At 72.1% G+C, this 23,141-nt stretch carries 16 protein-coding genes; 9 read left to right on the top strand and 7 right to left on the bottom strand.

Going from position 1 to position 23,141, the window contains the following annotated elements; genetic code table 11:
* Positions 1 to 36: 36 nt before the first annotated feature.
* From LDL48_RS01555 to LDL48_RS01530, 6 genes are read right to left on the bottom strand one after another with little or no spacing between them, the layout of a single operon-like run.
* Positions 37 to 843, bottom strand: coding sequence for a class I SAM-dependent methyltransferase (locus LDL48_RS01555; protein ID WP_225253123.1), 807 nt, complete (start codon positions 841 to 843; stop codon positions 37 to 39).
* The gene (locus LDL48_RS01550) at positions 840 to 4,043 is read right to left on the bottom strand and encodes a non-ribosomal peptide synthetase (RefSeq protein WP_225253122.1); all 3,204 of its coding nucleotides are present in this window, start codon (positions 4,041 to 4,043) and stop codon (positions 840 to 842) included. Before LDL48_RS01550 ends, LDL48_RS01555 begins: the two co-directional genes overlap by 4 nt.
* On the bottom strand, positions 4,040 to 4,765 hold the full coding sequence (locus LDL48_RS01545) for a thioesterase II family protein (protein ID WP_225253121.1): 726 nt from the start codon (positions 4,763 to 4,765) through the stop codon (positions 4,040 to 4,042). The genes LDL48_RS01550 and LDL48_RS01545 overlap by 4 nt, the downstream gene beginning before the upstream one ends.
* Positions 4,762 to 5,979 carry a tryptophan 2,3-dioxygenase gene (locus LDL48_RS01540; protein WP_225253120.1) on the bottom strand — a complete coding sequence of 406 codons (1,218 nt, stop codon included), beginning with the start codon at positions 5,977 to 5,979 and terminating at the stop codon, positions 4,762 to 4,764. Before LDL48_RS01540 ends, LDL48_RS01545 begins: the two co-directional genes overlap by 4 nt.
* Positions 5,976 to 9,200, bottom strand: a complete 3,225-nt coding sequence (locus LDL48_RS01535) for a non-ribosomal peptide synthetase (protein ID WP_225253119.1) — start codon at positions 9,198 to 9,200, stop codon at positions 5,976 to 5,978. Before LDL48_RS01535 ends, LDL48_RS01540 begins: the two co-directional genes overlap by 4 nt.
* Complete coding sequence (locus LDL48_RS01530; RefSeq protein WP_225253118.1) at positions 9,197 to 11,002, bottom strand: non-ribosomal peptide synthetase; 1,806 nt, start codon at positions 11,000 to 11,002, stop codon at positions 9,197 to 9,199. The genes LDL48_RS01535 and LDL48_RS01530 overlap by 4 nt, the downstream gene beginning before the upstream one ends.
* A 545-nt stretch (positions 11,003 to 11,547) precedes the next feature.
* Here LDL48_RS01530 and LDL48_RS01525 point away from each other — a divergent pair.
* From LDL48_RS01525 to LDL48_RS01500, 6 genes are all read left to right on the top strand, one after another.
* Complete coding sequence (locus tag LDL48_RS01525) at positions 11,548 to 14,598, top strand: non-ribosomal peptide synthetase (RefSeq protein ID WP_225253117.1); 3,051 nt, start codon at positions 11,548 to 11,550, stop codon at positions 14,596 to 14,598.
* Entirely contained in the window at positions 14,595 to 15,368 is a 774-nt protein-coding gene (locus LDL48_RS01520; protein ID WP_225253116.1) for an alpha/beta fold hydrolase, read from the top strand. The genes LDL48_RS01525 and LDL48_RS01520 overlap by 4 nt, the downstream gene beginning before the upstream one ends.
* 3 nt (positions 15,369 to 15,371) lie before the next feature.
* Positions 15,372 to 15,572, top strand: coding sequence for an MbtH family protein (locus tag LDL48_RS01515; RefSeq protein WP_225253115.1), 201 nt, complete (start codon positions 15,372 to 15,374; stop codon positions 15,570 to 15,572).
* 14 nt (positions 15,573 to 15,586) lie between these two features.
* Positions 15,587 to 16,081 carry a YbaK/EbsC family protein gene (locus LDL48_RS01510; protein WP_225253114.1) on the top strand — a complete coding sequence of 165 codons (495 nt, stop codon included), beginning with the start codon at positions 15,587 to 15,589 and terminating at the stop codon, positions 16,079 to 16,081.
* A gap of 87 nt (positions 16,082 to 16,168) precedes the next feature.
* Positions 16,169 to 17,362: a methionine adenosyltransferase gene (gene metK, locus LDL48_RS01505; protein WP_225253313.1), complete on the top strand. Its 1,194-nt coding sequence runs from the start codon at positions 16,169 to 16,171 to the stop codon at positions 17,360 to 17,362.
* Positions 17,363 to 17,447: 85 nt separating this feature from the next.
* Positions 17,448 to 18,392, top strand: a complete 945-nt coding sequence (locus tag LDL48_RS01500) for a carbohydrate kinase family protein (RefSeq protein WP_255627139.1) — start codon at positions 17,448 to 17,450, stop codon at positions 18,390 to 18,392.
* An 86-nt stretch (positions 18,393 to 18,478) separates the two neighbouring features.
* Here the strand turns inward: LDL48_RS01500 and LDL48_RS01495 are convergent, their stop codons facing one another.
* Positions 18,479 to 19,300 (bottom strand): AfsR/SARP family transcriptional regulator, encoded by an 822-nt coding sequence (locus LDL48_RS01495; protein WP_225253112.1) that lies wholly within the window; start codon positions 19,298 to 19,300, stop codon positions 18,479 to 18,481.
* 774 nt (positions 19,301 to 20,074) lie between these two features.
* On the opposite strand from LDL48_RS01495, the gene LDL48_RS01490 reads away from it, so the two are divergent.
* The 3 genes from LDL48_RS01490 to LDL48_RS01480 all read left to right on the top strand — a co-directional run bounded on the left by LDL48_RS01490 (position 20,075) and on the right by LDL48_RS01480 (position 23,122).
* Positions 20,075 to 21,145, top strand: a complete 1,071-nt coding sequence (locus LDL48_RS01490) for a hypothetical protein (RefSeq protein WP_225253111.1) — start codon at positions 20,075 to 20,077, stop codon at positions 21,143 to 21,145.
* A gap of 434 nt (positions 21,146 to 21,579) precedes the next feature.
* A complete protein-coding gene (locus LDL48_RS01485) occupies positions 21,580 to 22,317 on the top strand; it encodes an alpha/beta fold hydrolase (protein WP_225253110.1) in 738 nt (245 codons plus the stop codon).
* A 106-nt stretch (positions 22,318 to 22,423) separates the two neighbouring features.
* Positions 22,424 to 23,122: a type 1 glutamine amidotransferase domain-containing protein gene (locus LDL48_RS01480; protein ID WP_225253109.1), complete on the top strand. Its 699-nt coding sequence runs from the start codon at positions 22,424 to 22,426 to the stop codon at positions 23,120 to 23,122.
* Positions 23,123 to 23,141 lie beyond the last annotated feature (19 nt).

The following is a 23,141-nucleotide window of genomic DNA, read 5'->3' as shown; positions in this document are numbered from 1 at the left end:
ACGGGCCGCGTCCCGACCGGATGGCAGGTGCGGCGGTCAGGCCGCCTTGCGGACCTTCCAGATGTTCTCGACCGGGAACCGGCGAGCCCATTCCTTGCTCACGTACGGGTACGTGGTGGTCGCGTCCGCCGGCGGGCGCAACTCGATCAGGTCCTCGACCACGAACCCGCCGGCCCGGAACAACCGGATCCAGTCGCCGTAGGTGAGCTGGTAGGCCACCACGGTCTCGGTGTGGAAGCGGAACAGGTCGAAGTAGTCCTCGGTCAACCGGTCACCCAGCTGATTCGCCTCGTTGTCCCAGCACAGGTCCCGGAAGACCGAACTGATGTTGAACGAGAGCAGCCCACCGGGGCGGAGCAGGCGCGCCATCTCCGGAATCGACTTGTGCGGGTCGGCGTAGGTGAGCGCGCCGTGGTCGCAGAAGACGATGTCGAAGCTGGCGTCCGGCAACGGGATGTTCTCCACGTTCGCCTCGATCAGCGGGAACTCCACACCCGCCGCCACCTGGTGCTCCTTGGCGTGCACGAGCTGCTGCCCGGACATGTCCACACCGACCGGACGGGCCCCGGCCTGGGCCAGGGCGATGGAGCACTGCCCGCCGCCGCAGCCGACTTCGAGGGTGTCCTTGCCCTGCACCTCGCCCAGCGCGTTGACCTGCGACTCCGGGGCCTGCCACAGGCCCCAGGCCATGCCGTCGGCGCACAGGAAACCGTTGTGGTCCTTCTGGTAGCCGTCGCTGACTCGGTTCCAGGTCTCCCGGTTGCGGTCGAGGTAGACCTGGCTGACGACGTCGTCGGCGTTGTCGCGGGTCGCGCGGGTGCGAACGACCTTGGCCTGCGTCATGGCAATTCCTTTCCGTTGGTTGTTGCCGGATCTATGCGGGACGCCACGGCGGCCGCCATCGCGGCCACCGTGCCGTGTTGGAAGACGTCGCGGACGGTCAGGAGCCATCCGCCCTCGCGAGCGCGGGCGGCGAACACCGCCGCGCCGATCGAGTCGCCGCCCAGTTCGAAGAAGTTGTCGTCGCGGCCCGGCCGGGTGAGACCGACCACGTCGGTGAGCAGCTCGGTGAGCGCGCGTTCCACCGCACCGACCGGTGCCGCGTACGCGGTCGCCAGGTCCGGCCGTTCGCCCTCCAGGGCGGGCAGCGCCGAATGGTCGACCTTCCCGTTCGCGGTCAGCGGGATCGAGTCCACCGGCAATACCCGCGCGGGCACCATGTACGACGGCAGCTCGGCGCCCGCGAACCGGCGGAGGTCGTCGGGCGACACGGGCTCGGCCAGCACGGCGTGCGCGATGACCCGGTCACCGTGCACCGACGCCACGGCCTGCCGGACCGCGGGGTGCCGGACCAGGCTCTCCTCGATCTCGCCGAGTTCCACCCGGAAGCCCCTGATCTTGACCTGGCCGTCGTCACGGCCGAGGTACTGCAGGTGCCCGTCGCCGGACCAGCGCGCCTTGTCGCCGGTGCGGTAGAGACGCGCGCCGGGCGGGCCGAACGGGTCGGGCACGAACCGCTCGGCGGTGAGACCGGGCCGCCGGTGGTAGCCCCGGGCGAGCCCCGGGCCGCCGACGTACAGGTCGCCGACCACACCGATCGGAACCGGCTGGAAACGCGAGTCCAGCAACCAGATCCGGGCGTTGGCGAACGGGCGGCCGATCGGGACCGGACCGTCGGGGACGTCGGCGGGCAGGCGGTGGATCGCGCAACCGACCGTGGCCTCGGTGGGTCCGTACTCGTTGTAGATCGCGAGATCCGGGTCGGCGTCGAGCCAGCGCCTGACGTGTCCGCCCTGCAGTTGCTCGCCACCCAGGACGATGCACCGGGTCGTCCCCGCGAGCCGCTGCCGGGGAAGCTCGTGTTCGAGCAGGCGCAGGGCGCTCGGCGACAGCTTGAACAGGCCGTACCGGGTGCCGCTGGTCACGGTGTCCGCGAGGTCGGCCGCCACCGCCGCGTTCGCCGTGATCTGCAGCGTCGCCCCGGCGACCAGCGGGGTGTAGACCGAGGTGACGCTCATGTCGAAGGAGAAGGAGGACTGCAGCGGCACGACCTGCCCGGGCCGCACGCCGTACTCCTCGACCGCCCACGCCAGGTAGTTCGCCAGCGAGCCACGGCTGACCATCACGCCCTTGGGCCGCCCGGTCGATCCGGAGGTGTACATCACGTACGCCAGGTGGCCGGGTGCCGTCCGGGCGTCGAGCGGGGCGGACGGCCCGGTGCCGTCGACGAGCAGCACCCGGGCGGCGCCGGCGGGCAGGCGCTCCGCCTGGTCCCGGCCGGTGATGACGTGCCGCGCCCGGCTGTCGTCCAGCATGTAGGCCAGCCGCGCGGGAGCCAGCGACGGGTCCAGGGGAACGTACCCGCCTCCCGCGCGCAGGACGGCGAGCACCGCGGTGATCAGCTGGGGGCCGGGTGGCAGGCAGATTCCGACCAGGACGTCCGGGCCGACCCCGGCGGCCCGCAGCCGGCCGGCGAGCGTGTCGACCGCGGCGCGCAGCTCGCCGTAGGACGCCGGGCCGTCCGGGCCGCGCAGCGCGGGGGCATCCCCGTGCTCCAGCGACAGCAGCTCGGCGAGGTCCGGCGCCGGTGCCGTGACGGAGGCGGCGTTGATCTCGTCGAACCGGGCCCGTTCGGACTCGAGCAGCAGGGGGAGCGCGGAGATCGGCGTGTCCGGCGCCGCGACGGCGGCCGCGGCGAACTGGACCCAGCGGTCGGCGATCCGCCGGGCCGTCGCGGCGTCGAACAGGTCACGGCGGTATTCCAGGCTGCCGCGCAGGCGGTCGCCGTCGGCGTGGAGCCAGAGGGTGGTCTCGAACTTCGCCGCATGCCACGGCACGGCGGCTCGGGTCACCTCGATGCCGGGCAGGCGAAGGCCGGGCTCGGCGTTCTCCTCCCAGACGAACATGGTCTGGAACAGCGGCGACCGGGCGAGGTCACGGCGCGGGGCCACCTCCCGGACGATGCGCTCGAACGCGATGTCCTGGTGGAACAGCGCGCCGGCGACCTCCCCGCGCACTCGTCGCACCAGTTCCCGCACGGTCGGATCGCCGCCGCACCGAGCCGGGACGGGCAGGGTGTTGACGAAGAACCCGACGACGTCCGCCAGCTCGGGGCGGGGCCGGTTGGCGACCGGGACCCCCACCGCGAACTGCGTCTGTCCGGTGTGCCGGTGCAGGAACGCCTGGTAGAGAGCCAGGAAGGTGGCGAACGTGGTGGTCGCCTCGGCGTCACCGAGCGCCCGGGCCCCGGCCAGCACCGACGGCGGCGGGTGGAACTCCACCGTGCCGCCGGCCGGATCGGGGTCGGCGGTGCGGGGACGGTCGGTGGGGAACTCGAGGACGTCGTCGACCCCGCTCAGCGCCTGGCGCCAGTACCGCGCCTGCTCGGCCATCCGGCCGCCACTGAGCCACTCACGCTGCCACACCGCGAAGTCGGCGTACTGGATCGTCGTCGGCTTCAGCTCGGCGCCGGCGTACACCTGACTGATCTCGCGCTGCACCAGCGCGTCGGACCAGCCGTCACCGGCGAGGTGATGGGTGCACAACAGCAGCACGTGGTCGTCGTCGGCGACGCGGACGAGGTCGGCGCGGAACACCCGGCCCGCGCCGAGGTCGAAGGGCTCTTCGGCCAGCCGGGTGCACCGCTCGGCCAGCGCGGCGTCGTCGAGGCCGGTGGCGTCGACATGCCGGAGCCCCCCGTCGATCGGCATCGGTGTCTGCACCGGCCCGCCGGCGCAGACACTCACCGCGCTGCGCAGCACCTCGTGCCGTTCCACCACGACGGCGACGGCGCGTTCGAGCGCGGCGACGTCCAGCGGCCCGCGCAGCCGCAGCGGACTGACCAGGTGGTACGCCGCCGAATCCGGTTCGGTCTGGTGGAGGAACCACAGCCGGTTCTGGCCGTACGACAGGGGCAGCGCTCCGGCGGCACGCTGCTCCTCGGCCCGGCGTACCCGGGTGGCCCTGGCCTCGGCCGCCCGCAGCAGCAGAAGCCGGCGCTTCTGCGGGGATAGAGCGGCGATCCGGGCGGACAGGTCAGTCATGTGAGGCTCCCCATCTTGCTGAGGACGACCGCGGGCAGGGTGGCCCAGGACTCCGCGAGGAAGTGGTCGCCGGCCACGCCGAGGTGGGTGAAGGGGCCGGTGGTGTGCGCGGACCAGCCCGCCATCAGCTCGGCGGTGACGCCGGCGTCCGACTCGGCGTGCACGGCGGTCACCGGGCAGTCCAGCGGCGCGGTGGGGGTGAACGTGTACGTCCGGCACATCTCCGTGTCCGCGGTCAGCACCCGGATGGCCTGGGCCGCTGCCTCGTCGCGTTCCGGTCCGTCGGGCACGCCGGTCAGCGACGCGGCGACCTGCGCGGCGATGTCGTCGGCGCCGGGCCGGTCCGGGTGCTCGAACTGCGGTGGCGGGCTGGCCGCGACGACCAGGTGCACGGCCTCGATGCCGAAGTTGGCGCGCAGCGCGCGGTTCAGCTCGAAGCCCAGGAGCGCGCCCATGCTGTGCCCGAACACCGCGAACGGCGTCTCCAGCAGCGGGGCGATCGCCGGCACCAGCCGGGCCGCGAGCCCCACGAGGTCCGTGGCCGGTCGCTCGGCGGCGCGGTTCTCCCGGCCGGGCAGCTGGATCGGGCAGAGCTGGACGTCCGGCGGAAGCAGCCGCGACCAGGACGCGAACTGCGCCGCGCCGCGACCCGCGCACGGCAGGGCGAAGAGACGGAGGCGGGGTCGTGCGCCCCGGTCGAACCCGGGCAGCCAGGCGTTCATCGCGCACTCCCGGGCAGCAGCGGGAACAGCGGCCGGTCCACGCGTTCCCTCAGATACCGGGCGCCGGATGTCCCGCCGGTGCCCGCGGCCGAGCCGACCAATTTCACCGCGATCCCCCAGTGTGTGCGTTTGAAGGCCTGCCAGGCTCCCTGCAGCCTGGCCATGGACCGGTGGATCCGGTCCCGGTCCGCCGCGGGCAGCAGTGCGGGGTCGAGTGCGGCGGCCGTGGTTTCGAAGTCCCGGAAGCTGCGCGACTGGATCGCGCTCGACCCCTCGGTGGTCATCCGCAGGACGGCGAACACCTCGGCGGGCATGGTGGCCAGCAGGCGGAGCAGCGGCGCGGTGCCCTCCACCCGCCCGGCGGCGGAGTCCAGCAACGCCGCCGCGGCCCGGACGTCCCGCTCGGCCAGCGCCTTGTCCGCCTCCCGCGCGGCCGCGGCGAGCACCGCGAACAGCCGGTCGAGGATCTGGACGGTCCGGACGAACATCACCTCGTCGTGCAGCGCGGTCATCGGCAGCATCGTCAGCGTGACGACCTGGGCGACGGATCGCGGTGTGGCCTCGAGCGTCCGCGCGGCCAGCACGGCGGCGGCCACCGCCGAATCCGGTTCGTCCGCCTCGGTGCCGGCGGCCACCGCGTTCGTCGCGTACGGCGCGACCTCCCGCACCCGGAGCAACGCCCGCAGCGCCGCCCTGGTCCGCTTCTGCTGTCCGGAGCCGGCGGTCCGGGACCGCTCCCGCGCCTCGTGCCCGGCGAGGTCGGCGACCAGGGCGGTGATCAGCCCGTCCACCGCGGCGGTGCCCCCGTCGACCGATTCCAGCAACGGGTTGCCGATGTAGCTGTCGTAGCTGACGGCATCCCGGTGGAGATCGAAGGTCAGCGGCAGCCACCGGTCCAGCACGCCGCCGGGTGTGCCGGCGTCGAGCCCGGCGCCGAAGCCGCGGGCGCACTGGTGCAGCGCGCGGTGTGCGTACTCCAGAGTGGTGGGCAGCCACGGGGACACGGCGGTCTTGCCGAACCGGCGGACGTGGTCGACCACGGCGGCGAACGGGAAGGCGGCGCAATGCTCCGAGAAGGCATCCCCGCCGGACGCGGACGCGAGGAGCAGCAGCCGGGTCCACCGCTGGACGTCGGCGGCGGGGTCCGTGGTGTCGGCCTGCACGGCGTGGGCGGCCAGCCCGCCCACGCCGCGGACCGGCGAGACGGCGCTCATCGGGTGTTCCACTCGCTGAGCAGGGCGGCCACCTCGGCATCGTCCAGCTGCTCCAGCAGGTCGATCTCGGCGAGCAGGTCCTCCGACAGCGTGGCCAGCTCGGCCTCGACGGCGCGGTCGATCCAGGCCGCCTGCTCGGCGAGCGTGCTGTGCTCGAACGCGGTCCGCAGCGACATCTCGACGCCGAACGACTCGGCGACGGCGAACACGAGACGAGTCGCCAGCAGGGAATGGCCGCCCCGGAGGAAGAAGTCGTCGTCACGGGCGGGCTCGGCGGGCAGCAGCCGGGCCCAGATCCGGGTCAGCTCCACCTCGGTCGGCGTGGCGGCCGGTAACCGGTCGCCGGTGCCGCACCACACCGGTTCGGGCAGCGCGGCCCGGTTGATCTTGCCGTGCCGGGTGGGGAAGCCCGCCAGTCCGAGCACCAGCCCGGGCGTCATCCAGCGGGGCAACGCGCGCCGGGCCTCCTCGTGCGCGAACCGGGCCAGCGCGGCGAGGCCGTCCGCATCGGTGGGCCGGTCGGGCGTGACGTAGCCGATGAGCCGGGTGTCGCCGGTGGGGTCGGTGTGCGGGACGACGACGGCCTCGCCCACCCCGGGCGTCGCGGTGAGCACGGCCTCGATCTCCGCCGGCTCGATCCGGTAACCACGGATCTTGAGCTGGCGGTCGCGCCGGCCCAGGAAATCGATCCCGCCGTCGGCACGCAGCCGGCCCAGGTCGCCCGTGCGGTAGAGCCGCGCGCCCCGGACGTCGGTGAACGGATCGGGCCGGAACCGCTCGGCGGTCAGGGCGGGCTGGCCGAGGTAGCCCCACGCCACGCCGACGCCGCCGATGCAGATCTCGCCGACCACGCCGGGCGCGACCGGACGCATCCGCTCGTCCAACAGGTAGACCCGGGCGTGCGGGAACGGCGATCCGATGTGGACATGGTCGACGGTGTCGCGGAACCGGGCCAGGGTCGCCGACACCGTCGCCTCCGTCGGGCCGTACGCGTTGTAGAGCGTCCGGCCGGCGGCCCAGCGACGGGCGGTGTCGAGCCGGCAGGTGTCCCCGCCGAGGAGCACGGCGCGCAGCGCGGGCAGCGCGGTGTCCGGCAGGGTGGCCGCGGTGGTCGGGGTGACGTTGAGCAGGGTGACCCCGCGGTCGGCGACCAGCGCGGCCAGCGGCGCACCCGCCACCTGGTCGTCGCCGGCCACCACGAGCGTCGCGCCGGCGGCCAGCGCCAGACCGACCTGGAAGACCCACGGGTCGAAGGTGGGCGCGGCGGCGAGCAGGATGACGTCCTCGGTGGTCACCTCCAGTGCGGCCACGTGGGTGCGGATCAGGTTCGCCAGCCCGCGGTGGGCGACCATCACACCCTTGGGCGCACCGGTCGACCCGGAGGTGTAGATGACGTACGCCAGGTCGTCCAGTCCCGCCTCGGGCAGGTCGGCGGCGTGCGTCTCGGTCACCGCGACACGCTCGACGTCCGCCTCCGCCAGGGTGTCGGAGCCCGGATCGACCAGGACGATCCGGACGCCGCACTCGCCGAGCTGGCGGACCCGCCGTTCGGCGGGCGCGGCCGGGTCCAGGGGCAGGAAGGCGGCGCCCGCACGCAGCGTCGCCAGCGCGGCGACCACGCCGCCGACGCCGCGGCCGCAGCACACGCCGACGACGTCGCCGCCGTGCACGCCGCGCTCGACCAGCCGCCCGGCCAGTCCGGTGACCCGGTCGCGCAGCTGGGCCCAGGTGAGCACGGACGACTCGTCGCGCACCGCGATCCGGTCCGGCCGGGACCGCGCCCAGCGGTCCACGGCGAGGTCCGCCCGGACCAGGCCGGCCGGGTCGTAGGCGGTGGCCGACAGCCAGTCGGCGGTCGGCGCGGCCGCGTCACCGGTGAGTTCCAGCGCGGACAGCGGCCGGTCTGGCGCCGCGAGCACCGCGTTCAGCAGCGCCGACCAGTTGGCGGCCAGCTGCTCGATCGTCGCGCGGTCGAAGGCCGCGGCGCGGTACTCGAAGTAGCCGTGGATCTCCGCACCCGCCTGGGTCAGCGAGAGGGTCAGGTCGAACTTCGCCCACGGCCAGGTCAGCGGGAAGTCGGCGCAGCGCAGCCCGGTCCAGTCGCCCGCCGGCGGAGGAACGTTCTGCCAGGCGAGGAACGCCTGAATCGGGTCGCGGCCGGCGCCGATCTCCCGGACCACCTGCTCGTACGGGGCGTCCTGGTGCTCGTAGGCGTCCAGCAGGTCACCGCCGATCCGGCTGACCAGCGCCGCCGGGGTGGGATCGTCCTGCAGGTCGACCGGGAAGGCCAGGGTGTTGACGAAGAACCCGACGGTGTCGAACTCGCCGGCCGATCGCCGGTTGGCCGCCGGAAAGCCGATCAGGAACCGGTCCTGACCGCTGTAGCGGGCCAGCAGGGCCGCGTACGCGGACAGCAGCACGGCGAACTCGGTGGTGCCCTCGGCGGCCGCCAGCCGGCTGAGCCGGGCCGCCTGTTCGGCCGGGACCGTCACCGGGACCGTGCCGCCCCGGTGGTCCGACGCCTCGGCCACGGTGCGGTCGCGGGGCAGCGCCAGTTCGGTGGGTACGCCCGCCAGCCGTTCCCGCCAGAAGCGCATCGATCCGGCGAACGGGTCGGCGGCGCGGCGCTGCGCGTCGGCGAAGTCGAGGTACTGCGGACGGTCTCGGACGGTCTCGGAGTTGTAGGCCAGGCGCAGCTCGTCCACGAGGATCGGGTGCGACCACCCGTCGGACACGATGTGGTGCAGGCCGATCACCAGGATGTGGTCGGTGTCGTCGAGCGTGAGCAGGCCGGCGCGCAGAACCGGGCCGGTGGCGAGGGTGAACGGTTCGGCCAGGAACGCCTGGCAGACCTCCCGGGCCCGGTCCTCGGCCGGCTCCGGTCCGGCGAGTTCGAGGTCGGCCAGGGGGACGGCGGTTGCCGGGGACACGTGCTGGCGGGCGGTGCCCGTGTCGTCCGGGCGGTAGGTCGTGCGCAGGATCGCGTGCCGCCGGACCAGACCCGTGACCGCGCCGGCCAGCGCGGCCCGGTCGAGGGCGCCGGTCAGCCGCAGGGCGAAACCGCTGTTGTAGACGGAGCTGCCCGGGTCCAGCCGGTCCAGGAACCACAGCCGCTCCTGGGCGTACGACAGCGGCGCCTCGGACCGGGTCCCGGCACGGGCGGCATCGCCCAGGCGGGCCGCCAGCAGTTCGTGCAGCCGCCGCGGGTTCTCGCCGGTCACCGGGCATCCACCGGGATTCCGGGCGCGCCGGCCAGTTCCTCGGCCATCGCCGCGACGGCGGCGAGCCGTTCCGGCGCCGCCGTGCGCCGGGCCGCCGCGGCCAGGGCGGCGACGGTCGGTGCGGCGGCGAACTCCCGGACGCTCACCTCGGCGTCGAACAGCTCGTTCACCTGCGCGACCAACCGCATCATCAGCAGCGAGTTGCCGCCGAGGTCGAAGAACCGGGTGTGTACGGGGACCGTCTGCGCGCCCACGGTGTCGGCGACGAGGTCGGCCACGACCCGCTCCACCGGATCGCCGGCCGCCGGAACCGTCTCCGCCTCGCCCGCCGGCGTCCCGCTCGGGCCGAACGGATCGGGCAGTGCGGCGGTGTCGATCTTGCGGGCGGCGTTGCGCGGCATCTCGGGCAGCGGGACCACCACGTCCGGGACGTGGCTGCGGGGGAGCCGGTCCTCGAGCTCCGCCCGCACCCGCGCGGGCTCGGCGTCCCCGCCGGGAACCGCGGTGATGTACGCGACCAGCCGGGCGCCCTCGGCGTGCGGCACGGCGACCGCCTCGTGGACGCCGGGAGTGGCGACGAGCGCGGCCTCGACCTCGCCCAGTTCGACACGGACACCACGGATCTTGACCTGGCGGTCGCGCCGGCCCAGGAAGTCGATCCCGCCGTCGGCGCGCGCACGTCCCAGGTCGCCGGTGCGGTAGAGCCGGGCGCCCGGCGTGCCGCCGAGCGCATCGGGCACGAACCGCTCGGCGGACAGCGCCGGCTGCCCGAGGTAGCCCCAGCTGACCCCGGCCCCGCCGATGTGGATCTCGCCCACCGCGCCGGGCTCGACCGGTCGCTGCCGGTCGTCCAGCAGGTGCACGTCCACGCCCGGGAACGGCGCGCCGACGTGCAGCTCGGCCACCGTGCCGGGGAAGCGGGCCAGGGTCGCCGAGACGGTGCCCTCGGTCGGCCCGTACGAGTTGAACAACACCCGGTCCCGCGCCCATCTGCGGGCGACGTCCAACCGGCAGGTGTCGCCGGCGACCAGCACCGCGCGCAGCGCCGGCAGGTCCACATCGGGCAGTGCGGCGAGCAGCGACGGTGGGATGGGCGCGAAGGTCACCCCGGTGTCGGCCAGCAGGCGGGTCAACCGCACCGGGTCGAGCCGGGTCTCGTCGTCCGGCAGGACGATCGTCGCGCCGGCGTGGAGCGGGACGAACAGTTCGAACACGAAGCCGTCGAACGTCATCGCCGCGTAGTTCAGCGCCACGTCGCCGGGACCGATGCCGAGCAGGTCGGCATGGGTCGCCGCGAGGTTCGCGAGGCCGCGGTGCGGCACGAGCACGCCCTTGGGCGTACCGGTGGAGCCGGACGTGTAGATGACGTACGCCAGGTCGTCGAGCCGGGCCGGTGGGAACACCGCCCGGCCGGCCGCGGCGCCGGGTCCGGACACCGCCACCTGGTCCGCTCCGGACCCGTCCAGTACCGCGGACGGCTGATCCACCAGCACGGTGCGCACGGCGCATTCGCCGGCCATGTGCGCCAGTCGTTCCCGTGGTGCGGTGAGGTCCAGCGGCAGGAACGCTCCGCCGGCCCGCAACACCGCGAGCACCGCCACCACGCCGTCCACGCCGCGGCGACAGCCGACGCCCACCACCTCACCCGCCCGGACGCCGTGGCGGGCGATCAGCCGGGCGGCCAGCTCGGTGACCCGGTCGCGCAGCTCGATCCAGCTCACCGCGGACGTGGCATCCCGGACGGCCACCCGGTCGGGTGTGGACGCCGCCCACCGGTCGACGGCCAGGTCGGCCCTGCTCAAATCAATGGGAATCGAGCCACGCGGTGCCATTCATCAACCCCGTTCATTATTACCATCAGATAAATTCATCGCTCTGCGGGAAGGCATACTCGGCAGCCCGGGAATCCCGGGCTGTCCGTGGCTAATCAGTCACCGGCTTCGACGCTGAATTGCCTGGTGAGAAGGCCAATGCCGCACCCGGTCCCGGTGCGTGGCGGAGAGGATTGTCATCGGTGCGCGTCGATGGCATTGATCTCCCCTTGATCAATAGTCACAGCGACAACGGCGGTTCGGGACCAAGGTTCACACAGGCCCCCTAGGGTGTCAAGGAAACCGGACGGCCGCCGTTCTGCGGTCCCTTGACACTGTCGTGAGTGCCTGGTTACCGTCCTCGGCGGTGACCATGGACAAACGTCGGCATCGAAGGCCGGCATTACATTGGGGTCGTCTTGATTGTGAATACGGGGAATTCAAGAACGGACGCGCACCATTCGGACCCGCCGCTTCTTTCGGCGCCGGACACACATCTCGAGTCGCTTGCCGCAGGTTCGCTCTACGACGTATTCGTGCGGACCTCGGATCGGTATCCCGAGAAGACCGCCATCGTGGCCGGAGAACAGAGCGCGACCTATCGGGAATTGCGTGCCACGGTGGAACGCCTGGCCGCTCAGATCCGGGAGTCGGTGAATGTCGACGGGGTCGCCGCACCCCGAGTCGGGGTTTACCTGCCGCGCTCGGGGGCCGCGGTCGCCACCATTCTCGCCGTACTCGCGGCGGGCTGCACCTACGTGCCGCTGGACCCCTCCTATCCACCGGAACGGCTGCGGCACATGGTGTCCGACAGCGGGATCGTGCTGGCGATCAGCGGCTCGGGCACCGAATCACCGGTCGCGCTCGCGGGTCTGCCCCTCCTGCCCGGACCAGCCGCTCTGGTGGAAACCGGCGCCGATACCGCGCCCGGAACGCGGACCACGCCCGCTGCGGACGCGGACGCGTACATCATTTACACCTCGGGCTCCACCGGCGCTCCCAAGGGCGTGGTGGTCGGCCACGACAACGTTCTGGCACTCCTCAGAAGTACCTTGCCGCTCGTCCGGGCCACGGTGGACGACGTGTGGACACTCTTCCATTCCTGCAGTTTCGATTTCTCGGTGTGGGAGATGTGGGGCTGCTTCGCCACCGGCGCGCGGCTGGTCGTCGTGGACGAGGAGACGGCCCGCACGCCGGGGGAGTTCCTGGCGCTCGTCGAGCGCGAGGGCGTCACCTTCCTGAACGCCGTACCGTCCGTTTTCAAGCAGGTGAGCAGGTGGTACACCGAGGCCCGGCCGCATCTGGCGGTGCGCCTGGTGCTGTTCGGCGGCGAGCCGATCGACCGCCCGTCCATCCGCGCCTTCCTCGACGCCTGGCGCGGGCCGGCGCCGCGCATGGTGAACATGTACGGCATCACCGAGACGACCGTGCACACCACCATTCGCGACATCAGCGACGACGATCTGCAGCACGGTGGCCCGACAAATATCGGTCGACCGTTGCCGCATCTCTCCATTCACCTGATGGCGGACGACCTGACGCCGGTGCCGGACGGTGAGGTCGGTGAAATATTCGTGGGTGGAGCGGGCGTCGCACGCGGTTATCATGCCCGCCCGGAACTCACTGAGCAGCGGTTCCCCAGGTTGCTGACAGACGGAGCGCGGGAACGTTTCTACCGCAGCGGGGATCTCGGGAGGAGGCGGAGTGACGGCACCTTCGAATATCACGGCCGCGCGGACAATCAAGTCAAGGTACGCGGATTCCGAATCGAACTCGGCGAAATCGAGAACTGTCTCGTCGAGCATCCCGAGGTCCGGGAAGCCGTGGTGGCGCCCGGTCCGCCCGGGGCAGAACAACCGCGGCTGATCGCCTTTGTGGTGGCCGCCGGATCCGATCGCCGCGCGGCGGCCCTACGGGCGCACTGCGCCGCCCGGCTACCGGCGCACATGGTGCCGAACGACATCCTGTTCGTCGGCGAACTGCCGTTGACCGCGAGTGGCAAATTGGACCGCCGCGCGGTCTTCGGTCTGCCGACTCTCGCCTCGTCGGCGCAGGACGATCCCGCATCCGGAGTGCTGGCGGTATTGCGGGAGGCGGCCGACGTGCCCGACCTCGCGGCCGACGAGAATCTGTTCGCCGCGGGCGTGACGTCCCTGCAGATCGAGGCGATCGCCGCCCGGTTGATCGCCGCCCAGGGGCGCCGGGTGACCAGTGTGGACATCTACCGGAATCCGACCGCCGACGCGCTCAGTGTGTTCCTCGACACGGCGGCGCCCGTCACGGAGCCGGCGCCCGGCGCCGATCCGGACGCCCTGGTGCCGCTCACCCGAAGTCAGCGGCAGTTCTGGCTGGCCGAGCAGTTCCTGCCGGGCAGCCCGGCGCTGCGCGTCGTGACCGTGCTCGACGTCGACGGCGAGGTGGACCCCGCGGTCCTGCGCGCCGCGCTGGTGGACTGCGCCGCACGGCACGAGGCGCTGCGCACCGTCTACCCGCTGCACCGGGGGCTTCCCGGTCAGCGGCTCATCGACCCGGACTCCGCCGTCCGGCTGGTGGTGTACGACGCGGGACACGTCCTCGGCGACCTTGTCGAGGATGCGCTGAAGGCCCCCGGCGAGCTGACCGATCCGCCCGTGCTGACCGCACTGTGCACACCCGGCTCGCTCGCGCTGCTCACCCACCACATCGCCATGGACGGCCGGTCGCAGGCGATCCTGGTGCGTGACCTGGTGACCGCCTATCACGCGCGGCGGCACGGCCAGGCGCCGCGCTGGCCGGCCCGGGCCGGCAGTCCGCGGGGGTACGCCCTGGCGCAGGCCGGCCGGCCCGCGCCGGTGTCCGAGACGGACCGGGCCTGGGCGGCCCGGCTGCGCGGCGCCCCGGACCTGGCCCTGCCGGGCCTGCAGCCGGACGTCCCGCTGGCGGGGCAGGGGGTGCGGCTGCATCCGGTGACCGTCCCCGCGGACGTCGTGGCGGGCCTGCGGGCGCTGGCGGGCGGTCGGCGGGCCACGCTCTACGCGGCGCTCACCGCCGGGTACGTCGCCACGCTCCAGCTGGCCGGAGCACCGGCCGGGCTGTGCGTCGGCTGCCCGGTGTCCGGGCGCACCGACCCGGCGATCAGCGACGCGGTCGGGGTGTTCATCAACACCGTCCCGCTGCGGCCCGGCATCGATCTCGCGCGCGGGTTCGGCGACGCCCTGGACCGGACGGCCGCCGAGGTCCGTACCGCCCAGGAGTTCCAGCACCTGACCGTCGAGGAGATCGTCGCGGCGAACGGCACGCCACGCACCGGCCGGTCGCCGCTGTACCAGTCGGTGCTCGTCTACCAGGACACCCCGCTGCCCGCGGTCGGCCGGGACGGGTTCGGTGTGCGCCCGGTCCGGTGGCCGCCCACCGCACCGATGCACGAGCTGATGCTCGAACTGTGGCCGGCCGGCGACGGCACGGTCGCCGGTCACCTGCACTGCGCGGCACAGACCGTTCCGGAGCCGCTCGGCCGCGCGCTGGCCGAGAGCTACGTCCGAGTACTCGCGGACGGGCTGCGCGACGCGGAGCGGCCGCTGTCCCGGCTCGGCAGTCTGGTCCAGTGACCGGTCCCGTCGAGCGGACCTTCCGGGTGCACGGCGACACGGTGTCGGCCTACGTCCGGGGCGGGGCGGAGACGCTCGTCTTCCTGCACGGGCTGGGCTGCGCCAAGGAGTCCGCGCTGGGCGCGCTGCGGGAACCGCGGCTGGACCGGTTCGGCCTGTGCGCGATCGACCTGCCCGGCCACGGTGCGTCCACCGTGCCCGACGGCCGGGCGGTGACGGTGGAGTACTGCGCCGAGGTGGTCGACGCGGTGCTGGCCGAGGTGGGCGGCACCGTCACCCTGGTGGGGCACAGCCTCGGCGCGGCGGTCGGCCTGGTGTCGGGTACCCGCTTCCGCCGTTTCATCAGTGTGGAGGGCAACCTGGTCCCCGCGGACTGCGGCACCGTCAGCAGGCGGATCGCCGGACAGCCGCTGGCCGGGTTCCGCGCCACCGGCTTCGCCGACCTGCTCGCCGAGCTGGCCCGGCCGGACGCGGACGTACCGCCGGAGTGGGTGCGCTGGTTCGCCGGCTGCGACCCCACCGCAGTGCACCAGACCGCATGCTCCCTGGTCGCCCTGACCGACAGCGGACGACTGCTGACGCACTACCTGAGCCTGCGCAACCAGACCTACGTCTACGGAGACTCCGCCAGCCGGCCGGAGCAGGCGCTGTTCGCGCTGGCCGGCACGCGTACCCGTGGCATCCCGCGATCCGGGCACTTTCCCATGCTCGACAACACGACCCGGTTCTACGCGCTCATCGCCGATCTCGCCGAGTCAGAGGAGGACTGACCCATGCCCACGCCCGACACCTACCTCGTGGTCGTCAACCACGAGGAACAGCGATCGATCTGGAACGCCGACCTGCCCCTGCCCGCCGGCTGGCGCGCCGAGGGCACCCGCGGCAGCCGGCAGGAGTGCCTCGATCACATCGAGGCGACCTGGACCGACATGCGCCCGCTGAGCGTGCGCGGCGCGAACCCGGCGCCGAGCTGACGTGACCGAGCGCGATGTCGACCACCGGAGAACTCAGCGCATATGACCGCATCGTTCGGCTGCTCGACGAGTACGGCGCCGACTACCACCTGATCGAACACGAGCCCGAGGGGCAGACCGAGGCGGCCAGCGAGATCCGCGGCCACGACCTCGTCCAGGCGGCGAAGTCCATCGTCATCCTGGCCCGGCCGGACAAGCGGACCACCAGGTTCATCCTCGCGGTGGTGCCCGGCAACCGCCGGGTCGACCTGCGCCGGCTGAAGAAGATCATGTACCTGCGCAGCGTCGGCTTCGCCCCCCGGGAGGTCGCCGAGCGCCTCGCCGGCAGCGTCGCCGGCTCCATCATGCCGTTCGCCTTCCATCCCGAGCTCGACCTCATCGTGGACGAGGAGATGCTGCGGCAGGACGTCCTCTATTTCAACGCCGGCCGGCTGGACCTGTCGGTCGGACTGTCCACAAAGGACTACATCCGGATGGCGCAGCCCCGGACGGCCCGGATCGCCGAGTGAGACCGGACCCGGGCCCGAGCGAGTCTCGAGCCCGATTCGATCCGCCTGAGGAACGCTGCGAAGAGCAACTCGTCGAAAGGGTTGATGATGGCAAGCCGCCTGTTCACCTCCGAGTCGGTCACCGAGGGCCACCCGGACAAGATCGCAGACCAGATCAGCGACGGCATCCTCGATGCGGTACTGGCGCGGGATCCGCGCAGCCGGGTCGCGGTGGAGACGCTGATCACCACGGGCCAGGTGCACGTTGCCGGCGAGATGAGTACGACGGCGTACGTGGACATCGCCGGGATCGTGCGGGACGTGGTCCTCGAGATCGGCTACGACTCCTCGCAGAAGGGCTTCGACGGCGCCTCCTGCGGGGTGAACGTGTCGATCGGTGCCCAGTCGCCGGACATCGCCCGGGGCGTGGACGCCTCGATGGAGGTGCGGGCCGGCGACGCGGCCGAGGCGCTGGACCAGCAGGGCGCGGGTGATCAGGGCATGATGTTCGGCTTCGCCTGCACCGAGACCCCCGAGCTGATGCCCCTGCCGATCGCGCTGGCCCACCGGCTGGCACGCCGGCTCTCGGCGGTGCGCAAGGACAACGCCGTGCCCTATCTGCGCCCGGACGGCAAGACGCAGGTGACCATCGAGTACGACGGTTACCGCCCGGTGCGGCTCGACACCATCGTGGTGTCGTCGCAGCACGCCGGGGACATCGACCTGGAGGGCCTGCTCGCTCCCGACATCCGGGAGCACGTCATCGCGCCCGAGCTGGCCGGCCTGGGCATCGAGACCGAGGGTTACCGGTTGCTGGTGAACCCGACCGGGCGCTTCGAGGTCGGTGGCCCGATGGGCGACGCCGGCCTGACCGGCCGCAAGATCATTGTCGACACGTACGGCGGGTACGCCCGGCACGGCGGCGGCGCGTTCTCCGGCAAGGATCCCTCCAAGGTGGACCGGTCGGCGGCCTACGCGATGCGCTGGGTGGCCAAGAACGTCGTGGCGGCCGGTCTGGCCGAGCGGTGTGAGGTCCAGGTGGCGTACGCGATCGGCCGGGCACATCCGGTCAGCCTGCTGGTGGACACGTTCGGCACCGAGAACGTCCCGGTGCACCGGATCGAGCAGGCCGTCGGTGCGGTCTTCGACCTGCGACCGGCGGCGATCGTCCGGGACCTGGACCTGCTGCGGCCGATCTACCGGCAGACCGCGGCGTACGGCCACTTCGGCCGCGAACTGCCCGGCCTGGTCTGGGAGAGCACGGACCGGGCGCAGGACCTGAAGGACGCCGCCGCGGAATGAGCGGCAGTGCCGGAGCATCCCCGCCACCTGAGGAGACCTCGTGCCCGCCGTCATCGTGACCGGCTCCATCGCCACCGACTATCTGATGCGGTTCCCCGGGCGGTTCGCCGAGCAGCTGCTCGCCGACCGTCTCGCCGACGTCTCGTTGTCCTTCCTCGTCGACGACCTGGTCATCCGCCGGGGCGGGGTGGCCGCCAACATCGCCTACGGGATGTCCCGGCTCGGACTCGCGCCGCGGCTGGTCGGTGCGGCGGGCTCGGACTTCGGTGACTACCGGAGCTGGCTGGAGAGTCAGGGCATCGACTGTTCCGCCGTGCTGATCAGCGCCACCCGCCACACCGCGAGGTTCATCTGCACCACCGACGAGCAGATGTGCCAGCTGGCCTCGTTCTATCCCGGGGCGATGGCCGAGGCGCTGGACATCGACCTGGCCGCGGTCGTCCGCCGGGCCGGTGTGCCGGACCTGGCGGTGATCGCCCCGGACACCCCCGAGGCCATGGCCCGGCACGCGGACGCCTGCCGGCGGTTGGGCGTGCCGTTCGCCGCCGATCCGTCCCAGCAGGTCGCCGGGATGGCGGCGGACGACCTCCGGCGGTTCATCACCGGGGCGCGCTACCTGCTCACCAACCAGTACGAGTACGACCTGCTGCGGCACAAGCTCGCGGTGACGGAGGCGGAGCTGGCGGGCCTGGTGGACATCGTCGTGACGACCCGGGGGTCGGCCGGTGTACGGATCCGCGACGGTGCCGGTGCGGTCGACGTGCCGGCGGTCCCGATCACCGGCGCCGCCGACCCGACCGGCGCCGGCGACGCCTTCCGGGCCGGATTCGTGACCGGCATACTGAGCGGCCTGTCGCACGGCACCGCCGCGGCCGTCGGCTGCCAGATGGCCGCCTACGCGTTGCGGGCCACCGGTCCGCAGGAGTACAGCGTCGGCGTGCCGGACGTGTGCCGGGACCTGGACCGGGCCTACGGGACGACGCTGTCCCACGAGGTGCGCGCCGCGCTGGCCGCCCCGGTCTCGCGTTGAGTGCCGGCCGGGCGCTGCGAGCCGACGGTTCGGCGTCCGCCGCTACGCCGAACCGTCGCCGGGCCACCCGCCTTCCGGCCCGGCGGTCACGGCGCGCCCACCCGGCCGGAGGCGATCGGGTTGCGGTGCAGGGTGATCGGGGTGTCGTCGCCGAGCAGGTGGCGTACGTCCGGCGGGCCGTCCGACGTGGCGCGCAGCACGGCCTGCTGGGTCTGCTGGATGGACCAGGACGGCTCGAGGCCGAGGTCGCGGACGAGTGCCGACCGCAGCCGCCGATAGACGTCGAGAGCGTCGGACCGCCGCCCGGCGAGGCAGAGAGCTGACATCAGATGCGAGTGCAGACCCTCGTGCAGGGGATACCGCGCGGTCAGGGCGGTCAGCTGGCTGATCAGTTGCTGGTGCCGGCCGAGGCGCAGGTCGACCTCGACGGACCATTCCAGTGCGGTGAGGCGAGCCTCCTCCAGCTCGATGGCGTGGACCTTGAGCCGCGGACCGAGGCGTACGCCGGCGAAGGCGTCTCCGCGCCAGAGCCCGAGCGCCTCGCGGAGCAGCGCGGACGCGGCCGTCAGGCGCCGCTGCTCCATCGCCTCCCGGCCCTCCCGCACCAGGTGCCGGAAGTGCAGCAGGTCCGACTGCCCGGGCTCCAGGCGCAGCAGGTAGCCGAGCGGACGGGTGACCAGGGTTTCCCGGGCCCGGGCCCGAGCGCGGGCCGGGTCCGCCGGGTCGCCGGCCAGGTGCGCCAGCATCTTGCGGAGATGCAGGATGTACGTCTGCAGCGTGGTCGGCGCACTGGCCGGCGGGTCCTCCTCCCACAGCTCCTCGGTCAGCGCGTCGGTCGGCACGGTGGCGTTGGCGTTGGCCAGGAGAAGGGCCAGGACCGCGCGCGGCTTGGCCGCGGTCAATCGCACCGGAGAGGTGCCGCCCCGAATTTCCAATGGCCCAAGTACGTGAAACTGCACAAGTCCTCCCGTTAACTGTGCGGAAAGTGATAATTACTTCGGTCGCGCCGCTTCGATCGGCCGGCGGGAATGCATTCTCCGGAGTCCCTTATTTGTTTGCCTTCCCGTCCTCGCCCCGTCTCAACCGCCGGTGTCCTAATCGTCCGAACTGGCGGCCGCCGCGACCGGCGGGCCCCGCACGTCTCCGTCCGACCAGTGGGCTTTGACGTGCTGCGAGACGGTGATCAGGCGCTCCGGTCGGATTTCGGACCGGGTCGGTCCCACGTGCACGGCCTGCCACCCGGCCACGGCGGGGGCGCGCCGTGGCCGCTCGCATCGAAGATTCTTGGACTTTGTACGACGCGGCAAAAATACTATTGTTCTTCGGATTTAGTCAACGGGTCCGGATCTATACAATTACTGACACGTCCAATGACGAATTTGAATGACAGCCATGATTTCGATGGATCGGTGCGGCGTTTTCCGCGGGTACGCGGCCCGCCGACGGCCCGGAGAGCGTCCCGGGTGCCCGCCCGAGTGATGCTCGAGCCGGATTCGACGTGCCCGGGGAACGGTTGACGGACATGACGCGGAGAAGATCGACGATTCCGCCCGAGGTCCGCACCGCACACGTCGACCGGTGCTCCGGACCGTTTCACCAAGCCCACGACCGGCCGACGAGCCACGCGCTCGCCGGCCTCTGACGTGATCACGCTCGATTGTTCGAGATATGGGGGGTTCACGATGAGGGTGCCCGACGTGCTGCCGGACGTCGACTGTTCCGGTCCGCTGCCACAGGTGGACAGCGAGACGCTGACGCTGTACCGCCGCGTTCTCGAGATGGACGTCCTCGACACCGCCGCCCTGGAGCGGGAGTTCGGGCCGGACGAGGCGCAGCGGGTGGTGCGGAAGCTCTCCGACGCGCTCCTGCTGCGCCCGGTTCCCGGCGGCCTGGCGGTGCTGCGCCCGGACGTGGCGGCCTCGGCGGTGATCCATCCGCTGGAGACCACCATCCGCGAGGCGCAACGCCGCATCGAGCAGGTCTCCGGCGACTTCGACCGCGTCATGGCGGTCTACCGATCCACCGTGGAGAGACGCAACCAGCAGGAGGGTCTGCTCGACACCGTCACCGATCCGGCCACCTCGCGGGCCCTGGTCCGCGAGCGGATCGCCGGCGCCCGCCGGGAGGTGCTGCTGATGTGCGGCACGGATCCGGAGTCCGAGCACCGGTTCGAGCTGATCCCGGCGGCGGACGGACTGCCGACCCGGCCGGGCGTTCGCCTGTGCGTGCTGCACCAGCACGCGGCCCGCTATCAGCCGGCGGTGCAGGACCACGCCGCCTTCATCTCCCGCGCCGGCGGTCAGGTGCGGACCATCGAGAAGCTGTGGAACCACATCTGCGTGATCGACCAGGAAGTTGTCTTCCTGTTCGACAGCTCCGGCGTGGTGTCGGTCAACCACCCCACGGTGGCCTCGGCGATGACCGCCCTGTTCGAGCAGATCTGGTGCCAGGCGCGACCGTTCCAGGGCGAGTTCGTGTCCCGGTCGGAGGGCGTGCAGCTGCGGGAGGACGTGCAACGGGCGATCGTCTACTTCCTGGCCGAGGGACTGCGGGACGAGAGCATCGCCCGCCGGATCGGTGTCTCGGTCCGGACGTGCCGTCGTCACATCGCGGAACTGCTGGAGGAGATGGGGGCGGAGAGCCGGTTCCAGGCCGGTTACCTGACCGCCAAGCTCGGGTTGCTCGAGTCCTCGCCGAACGGCATCGCCGATCGGGTGCACGACGGTGCCGCGCCGGATCGGCTGAACGGATGATGCGCCACCGGGCACACGGTGTCCAACCGTGGAGGTGACCATCTTGATGCATGGCTACAACGTGTCCGCATGGCCGTGCTCCCGTTGTTGCCATGCAACACCCTGAAGGCATCGACGGTGGCCGATCGATACGGGCCGTGTAAGTGTTGTCACTGTTGGCCGATCAAGTTCGGCCGTGTTCCACCGGGTGCTCCGGCGACGGCCGGGCTCCGGTCGCCGGAGTCCTCAGCCAGGTGAGTTCCCGGCGCGTTTCACTCGTCCCGCAGTGCTGCGGCGAGCCGGCTCCCTGCCGTCCCCGGACCGTGCGCCTGGCGGTCCCTCCGGAAACGCCGGAGACGACGGCACGCGAGCGAGAACCGTCCTTCACATCACGGTCCGGAAGGGGATCAATCATGCCCACGGTGTCAGTAGGAAACGCACGCGTCCCTTACACGGTGACCGGGTCGGGACCGAGCCTGGTGCTCGTACACGGCGTCGGCAAGGGTGGGCAGAGTGCCTTCGGCCACCTGGTCGATCAGTTCGCGGAGCGCAACACGGTGATCCTGCCGGAGCTGGCCGGCAGCGAGGCGGCGGAGGACGACGGTGGCGACCTCACCATCGAGGCGCTGGCCGAGCAGGTCTCCGCGGTCATCACGCACGCCGGCACGGAACCGGTCGACCTGCTGGGCTTCTCCCTCGGCGGCTCGGTCGTGGCGGCCACCGCGGCCCTGCACCCGGAGCAGGTGCGCCGGCTGGTCCCGGTGGGCGGTCTGGTGCGGACCGACGCGTACATGCGCAATCTGATCGGGCTGACCCTGAGCCTGGCGCACGACCCGGTGGCCTTCGGACGGGTCCTGACCACCACCGCGTTCAGCCCGCGGTACATCAACAGCCTGGACAGCATGGCGGACATCGACAAGCTCGGTGCCGAGTTGAGCCCGTCGCGGGGCCGCCTGCGCCAGCTCGAGCTGCTCATCCGGATCGACCTGCGCGGCCTGGTGGAGAAGGTGCAGGCGGAGACGCTCGTGGTCGCCTGCAACCCGGACGCCGCGGTTCCCACGGAGCACTCCCGCGAGCTGCACGCGGCCATCCCGAACTCCGCGTACCTCGAGATGGACAGCGGGCACATGGTGCTCTTCGAGCAGCCGCAGGAGTTCCTGAAGCTGGTCAACGAGTTCCTGCACAAGCCCTGACCCGGCACACCCGCGGCGGGACGGGTGCGGCCTCCGCGGCCGCGCCCGTCCGCCCCGGCACCCGTCGCACGTTCGGTCCCACCCACACACCTGTCAGGGGAGAGAAATGGCCAAGATTCTGCTCGCCGTCAGCAGTCATGACGTACTGGGCGACACCGGTAACCGCACGGGCTACAGCGTTTCCGAAGCGGCCCATCCGTATCACGTGTTCACGTCCGCCGGGCACGAGGTGGACTTCGTGTCGGTGCGCGGCGGTGAACCGCCCGCCGTGGTGTTCGACGGGGAGGAGGACGACCCGCAGGTCGTCGCGTTCCTCACCGACGCGGAGATCCAGGCGAAACTCGCGGCGACCCGGCCCGCCGCACAGGTGCGGTCCGACGGGTACGCGGCGATCTTCTACGCCGGCGGGCACGGCGCGATGTGGGACTTCCCGGCCTCGCCGGACCTGGCCCGGCTGGCCGTCGAGATCTACGAACGCGGCGGGGTGGTCTCGGCCGTCTGCCACGGTCCCGCCGCACTCGTCGACCTCCGCCTGTCGAACGGGTCCTATCTGGTGGACGGCAGGCGGGTGAGCTCCTTCACGAATGAGGAGGAGCAGTCGCTCGGCCTGGTCGAGGTCATGCCGTTCCTCCTGGAGGACCGGCTGAAGGAGCGCGGTGCGCGGCACACCAAGGCCGCGAACTACGTCGCCCACACCGAGAACGACCGCCGGGTGATCACCGGCCAGAACCCGGCGTCGGCCGGCCTGGTGGCGGAACTCGTGGTGGCCGAGATCAAGCAGGTCGGCGGCGACCAGCCGCGCTGAGGTCCGGACCGATCCACCG

Origin of the sequence: Jidongwangia harbinensis, from assembly GCF_020216025.1 — a bacterium.
GTDB lineage: Bacteria > Actinomycetota > Actinomycetes > Mycobacteriales > Micromonosporaceae > Actinoplanes > Actinoplanes harbinensis.
This window is presented reverse-complemented; position numbering and strand designations above follow the sequence as displayed.

What these genes read in the sequence shown, in the direction of transcription:
- LDL48_RS01555 (WP_225253123.1), bottom strand. Translation starts at nt 843, where the DNA reads ATGACGCAGGCCAAGGTCGTTCGCACCCGCGCGACCCGCGACAACGCC.
- LDL48_RS01550 (WP_225253122.1), bottom strand. Translation starts at nt 4,043, where the DNA reads ATGACTGACCTGTCCGCCCGGATCGCCGCTCTATCCCCGCAGAAGCGC.
- LDL48_RS01545 (WP_225253121.1), bottom strand. Translation starts at nt 4,765, where the DNA reads ATGAACGCCTGGCTGCCCGGGTTCGACCGGGGCGCACGACCCCGCCTC.
- LDL48_RS01540 (WP_225253120.1), bottom strand. Translation starts at nt 5,979, where the DNA reads ATGAGCGCCGTCTCGCCGGTCCGCGGCGTGGGCGGGCTGGCCGCCCAC.
- LDL48_RS01515 (WP_225253115.1), top strand. Translation starts at nt 15,372, where the DNA reads ATGCCCACGCCCGACACCTACCTCGTGGTCGTCAACCACGAGGAACAG.
- LDL48_RS01510 (WP_225253114.1), top strand. Translation starts at nt 15,587, where the DNA reads ATGTCGACCACCGGAGAACTCAGCGCATATGACCGCATCGTTCGGCTG.
- metK (WP_225253313.1), top strand. Translation starts at nt 16,169, where the DNA reads ATGGCAAGCCGCCTGTTCACCTCCGAGTCGGTCACCGAGGGCCACCCG.
- LDL48_RS01500 (WP_255627139.1), top strand. Translation starts at nt 17,448, where the DNA reads ATGCGGTTCCCCGGGCGGTTCGCCGAGCAGCTGCTCGCCGACCGTCTC.
- LDL48_RS01490 (WP_225253111.1), top strand. Translation starts at nt 20,075, where the DNA reads ATGAGGGTGCCCGACGTGCTGCCGGACGTCGACTGTTCCGGTCCGCTG.
- LDL48_RS01480 (WP_225253109.1), top strand. Translation starts at nt 22,424, where the DNA reads ATGGCCAAGATTCTGCTCGCCGTCAGCAGTCATGACGTACTGGGCGAC.